This is a genomic window from Flavobacterium sp., assembly GCF_028712645.1.
Classification (GTDB): Bacteria; Bacteroidota; Bacteroidia; order Flavobacteriales; family Flavobacteriaceae; genus Flavobacterium.
Window position 1 is genome coordinate 1 of the sequence record NZ_JAQTPQ010000264.1, and the last position, 4705, is coordinate 4705.

At 35.8% G+C, this 4705-nt stretch carries 3 protein-coding genes; all 3 read right to left on the reverse strand.

Going from position 1 to position 4705, the window contains the following annotated elements; all coding sequences use genetic code 11:
• Positions 1–35: 35 nt before the first annotated feature.
• Positions 36–482, reverse strand: a complete 447-nt coding sequence (locus PHC28_RS15800; protein ID WP_300102867.1) for a hypothetical protein — start codon at positions 480–482, stop codon at positions 36–38.
• A 114-nt stretch (positions 483–596) separates the two neighbouring features.
• Positions 597–4256, reverse strand: coding sequence for a phosphoribosylformylglycinamidine synthase (gene purL, locus PHC28_RS15805; protein WP_300102870.1), 3660 nt, complete (start codon positions 4254–4256; stop codon positions 597–599).
• A gap of 91 nt (positions 4257–4347) precedes the next feature.
• A partial coding sequence (locus PHC28_RS15810; protein ID WP_300102873.1) for a T9SS type A sorting domain-containing protein occupies positions 4348–4705 on the reverse strand: 358 nt, incomplete at its 5' end.

The window sequence follows — 4705 nt, forward strand, 5'->3', positions numbered from 1 at the left end:
AAGTGGCTTTTATTTTTGGAATAAATGTTATTAATTTAATCTACATAGACTTTAACTCTTTCGCCCATAATATACATTTTCTTCGTGTTGAAATGAATTGAAAATTCGACCTTTTTCCAATCATTCATTTCATCTAATTCTGAATTAATTGTATTGTCATTGAATTTATACCAAAGTGTATAGGCTGCACTATCAAAACCTTCTTCAAATTTAAGAACTCCATTTTCAGTACATTCTAAACCCCAGGTAATTGCTTTTTTTGATAGATCTTTAGACTGAAAAATTCCTGTTCCATCAGGATTTAAAATCACAATTGGTTCTGAAATATTTTCAAATTGATATGATCCGGTTATTGGATAATCAATAGTAGTGGTAATGGAATAGTCTTGATTTTTGGAAGTAATTTTAGTGATTTTAATTTGAGCAATAGAATTTGTTGCCGAAAAAATTAGAGTAATAAATAGTAAAGTAACAATTTTCATAAATAGTTTTTTGAATCACGAATATATAAAAAAATAGAAGATATTTATTATTTGGATATTTGTAAAAGCAAAAAACTCATTCGGTTTAAGGAATGAGTTTTTGTTTTTTTATGTTTAGATTTTTTCAATCCACTTCCTCGCATTCACAAAAGCTTCGTGCCAAGGAGACACTTCGTCGTTTTTATCTTTTGGATAATACGCCCAGTTCCATTGAAAAGTAGAACGCTCAATGTGTGGCATCATAACCAAGTGACGACCAGTAGTATCGCAAAGCATTGCAGTATTAAAGTCAGAACCATTCGGATTTGCTGGATAACTTTCGTAACCGTATTTACCTACGATGTTATAGTTTTCTTCCCGTTCAGGTAAGTTGAATTTTCCTTCTCCGTGTGAAACCCAAACTCCCAAAGTGCTTCCTGCTAGCGATGAAAGCATCACCGAATTGTTTTCTTGAATTGTTACCGATGTAAAAATACTTTCGTGTTTGTGGCTATTATTATGAAGCATTTTTCCATGAACTTCGTGTTCTGGATTTACTTTTTCCAATTCCATAAACAATTGGCAACCGTTGCAAATTCCAACCGACAAAGTATCTTCTCTTTTGAAGAAATTGTCCAATGCGGTTTTGGCTTTTTCATTGTATAAAAATGCTCCAGCCCAACCTTTGGCTGAACCCAAAACATCGGAATTCGAGAATCCACCAACCGCTCCAATGAATTGGATGTCTTCCAGATTTTCACGTCCCGAAATCAAATCGGTCATGTGAACGTCTTTCACGTCAAAACCTGCTAAGTACATCGCATTAGCCATTTCACGTTCCGAATTACTTCCTTTTTCACGGATGATAGCTGCTTTCGGACGAGGTTTTGAATTATCGATAACTGGTGCTTTTCCTGTAAAATGAGCAGGGAAAGTATAGTTTAATGCTTGGTTTTTATAATTGTCGAAACGCGCTTGAGCCGTTCCATTTTTAGCTTGTTTTTGGTCTAACAAGAAAGAAGTTTTAAACCAGATGTCTCTATATTTCGCAATGTCTAAAGATAGATTAGTATCACCATTTTTGATATTTAAACAATTACTTTCGGTTACTTTTCCAATTTTGTGAAAGTTGATATAATGATCTCTAAGTGTATTCTCTATAGAAGCGTCAGCTTGAAACACAATACCAATATTTTCAGCAAAAAGGATTTTTATAATATCATTTTCATTTAAACCCGAAAGATCAAAATCGGCTCCAAGGTTGTTATCAGCAAAACACATTTCCAGTAAAGTAGTAATCAAACCACCACTTCCGATATCGTGTCCCGCCTGAATTTTATTCTCAATAATAGATAATTGAATAGCATCAAAAGCAGTTGCAAAAAAGTCAGTGTCCTTAATAGTTGGTGCTTCAGTTCCAATTTTGTTAAGAATTTGAGCAAATGAAGAACCTCCCAATTTAAAATCGTCATCTGATAAATTAATGTAATAAATTGAACCTCCATCTTTTTGTAAAATAGGCTCGACTACTTTTCGAATATCTGTACAATTTCCACCAGCCGAAATAATTACCGTTCCCGGCGCAATTACTTCGTCGTTTGGATATTTTTGTTTCATCGAAAGTGAATCTTTTCCTGTTGGAATATTAATACCCAATTCGATAGCAAATTCAGAACAAGCTTCAACAGCAGCGTACAAACGAGCATCTTCTCCTTCGTTTTTACAAGCCCACATCCAGTTGGCAGACAATGAAATCCCTTTCATTCCGTCTTTAATTGGAGCCCAAACGATATTCGATAAAGATTCTGCAATAGCCGTTCTTGTTCCTGCCACTGGATCAATTAAGGAAGCAATAGGAGAGTGCCCAATGGAAGTGGCAATTCCTTCTTTTCCTAAATAATCCAAGGCAACCACACCGCAATTGTTCAAAGGTAATTGCAATGGTCCGGCACATTGTTGTTTGGCTACTTTTCCACCCACGCAACGATCGACTTTGTTGGTCAACCAGTCTTTACAGGCAACTGCTTCTAATTGCAATACTTGTTCTAAATAAGTAGAAATATTTTTTACGTTATATTCTAATGCTGGATAGTTGTAATTGATGGTTTTATCTGTCATTACAGTTTTTGGTGAACTTCCGAAGAAATCTTCCAAAGCATAATCCATAGGTTTTAAACCTGTAGTTTTAGATTCGAAAGTAAAACGGTGATCGGTCGTAACGTCACCCACTTGATACATAGGAGAACGCTCTCTATCAGCAATTCGTTGTAAAATGTCGATGTCTTTTTTACCAATAACCAATCCCATTCTTTCTTGGGATTCGTTGCCGATAATTTCTTTGGACGAAAGAGTAGGATCGCCCACAGGCAATTTATCTAAATCAATCAATCCACCTGTTTCTTCCACCAATTCCGAAAGACAGTTTAAGTGTCCTCCAGCTCCGTGATCGTGAATAGATACGATTGGATTATGGTCGCTTTCTACCAAACCACGAATGGCATTGGCAGCACGTTTTTGCATTTCAGGGTTCGAACGTTGTACGGCATTCAACTCGATTCCAGAACTCATCGCTCCGGTATCTGCTGAGGAAACCGCAGCTCCACCCATTCCAATTCTATAATTTTCACCACCAAGAATAACGATTTTATCGCCTTCTTGTGGTTTGTGTTTGATGGCTTGATCTAGTTTTCCATAACCAATTCCGCCCGCTTGCATAATTACTTTGTCATAACCCAACTTGCGATTTCCTTCTTCGTGTTCGAAAGTCAAAACCGAACCTGTAATTAAAGGTTGTCCAAATTTATTTCCAAAATCCGATGCTCCGTTCGATGCTTTTATCAAAATATCCATTGGCGTTTGATACAACCATTTTCTTTCTGCAACTGCATCTTCCCAAGGACGATTTTCTTCCAATCGAGAATACGAAGTCATATAAACAGCCGTTCCTGCCATTGGCAACGAACCTTGGCCACCAGCCAAACGATCCCGAATTTCTCCTCCAGAACCGGTTGCGGCTCCATTGAAAGGTTCCACGGTGGTTGGGAAATTATGGGTTTCTGCTTTTAAGGAAATAACCGAATCGAATTCTTTTATTTCGTAAAAATCAGGTTTATCGGCAGTTTTAGGAGCAAATTGTTGTACTCTTGGCCCTTTTACAAAAGCTACATTGTCTTTGTAAGCCGAAACAATATCGTTAGGGTTTTCCTGGGATGTCTTTTTAATTAATTTGAAAAGAGAAGTTTCTTTTTCTAAGCCATCAATAACGAAAGTTCCATTGAAAATCTTGTGGCGACAATGCTCTGAATTGGCTTGTGAGAAAGCAAAAATTTCTGAATCCGTTAGTTTTCTACCTAATTTAGTTGATAAATTATCCAAATATTCCACTTCCTCGGAACTCAATGATAAACCTTCGGATTTGTTGTAAGCAGCAATATCATCAATATTTAAAATAGGTTCAGGCTTGATATTTATAGTAAAAATTTCCTGGTTTAATTCGGAATATTTTTGCGAAAGCATTGGGTCGAAATCAGTAAAATCATCAGAAACTTTATAAAATTCTTCGATTCGAATGATTCCTGAAATTCCCATATTTTGGGTAATTTCGACTGCATTGGTGCTCCAAGGCGTAATCATAGTGGCACGAGGTCCAATAAAAAAATCCGACAATACGGATTTTTCTATTTTATTGGCATCGGCAAAAAGCCAGTTGAGTTTTGAAATGTCTTGAGCCGAAATTTCGTTTTGCGTTTGAACAGCAAAAATAGTCTTGCTTTGGTTTTCAAAGAAATGAATCATTATAGTAGCGAAGTTAGTGTTGTTTTGGCTGCAAATTTAATCAATTAAGAGTTAAAAAAAAAGCGTCCCAACAATCGGGACGCTTTATAATTTAGTTAATTTCTATTTTCTTTATTGTTGAGTTTGAATCTTTCGTGATTCGGACTAGGTATATTCCTTTTTGTAGGTTGGGGACTGAAATTGTTTTGTTTGTTGTGTTTTCTTTTTCGTAAACTTTTTGACCAATTAGCGAGTATATTTCAATAGAGAAATTTCCTTTTGAATTATCAAAGCTGATATTAAATTCTCCGTTTGATGGGTTTGGATAAATTCTGAAATCAGTACTTGTGCTACTAGTATTTCCTTTTAATGGATTGACTGCCATTTTACTTCCAAGATTATTGCAAGTGTCTGTTGTAAATGAGTCCCATTGTGCAGTTTTGTTAAAAGTCGTACTTGGAGAAGTTACA